At 67.7% G+C, this 545-nt stretch carries 1 protein-coding gene; it reads right to left on the bottom strand.

Annotated features, from left to right (window positions below):
* Nucleotides 1–545, bottom strand: a 545-nt coding sequence (locus tag MKK82_RS31000; protein WP_243987895.1) for a PAS domain-containing protein, incomplete at both ends; no start/stop codon positions are given.

The following is a 545-nucleotide window of genomic DNA, read 5'->3' as shown; positions in this document are numbered from 1 at the left end:
GGCCAGCACGTCGACCTCGTAGACGCTGCGTCCGATCACGGCATCGCGGGTGAAGCCGGTCATCTCCAGGAAGCCGGTGTTCACCTTGACGTGGCGCAGATCGGACAGCCGCGTGATCACCGCAGGCGCCGGATTGGCGTTGAAGGTCGCCTCGAACCGCTCCTCGGCCTCGAACTGGTCGGTGACGTCCTTGAGGATCAGGGCGAGGCAGCTTGGGTTGCCGTCGCGGTCGGTGGCGACCAGGCTGCGGAGCGAGTGGACGAAATCCTGCTCGGGCCGGTCGGTGCGCCGCACCTCGACGACGACGTCGTGGAACTGCTCCCCGGCCACCACGCGCTCGATGGGGTACTGGTTCGGCGTGACGTTGTTGCGGTAGCGCAGGGCGAAGCGCTGACGATAATCGTCGACGGTGGGCCCGAGCTCGTCCAAGCTGCCGGCTCCGTGCATCGCGAGGGCGGCCTCGTTGGCGTAGGCGATGGTCTGGTCGGGCTCGACCAGGATCACGCCCTCGCTCAGGCCGGCGATGATCTGCCGGAGTTCATGCC

It is taken from the genome of Methylobacterium sp. E-046 (assembly GCF_022829625.1).
Lineage (GTDB): Bacteria > Pseudomonadota > Alphaproteobacteria > Rhizobiales > Beijerinckiaceae > Methylobacterium > Methylobacterium longum.
This window is presented reverse-complemented; position numbering and strand designations above follow the sequence as displayed.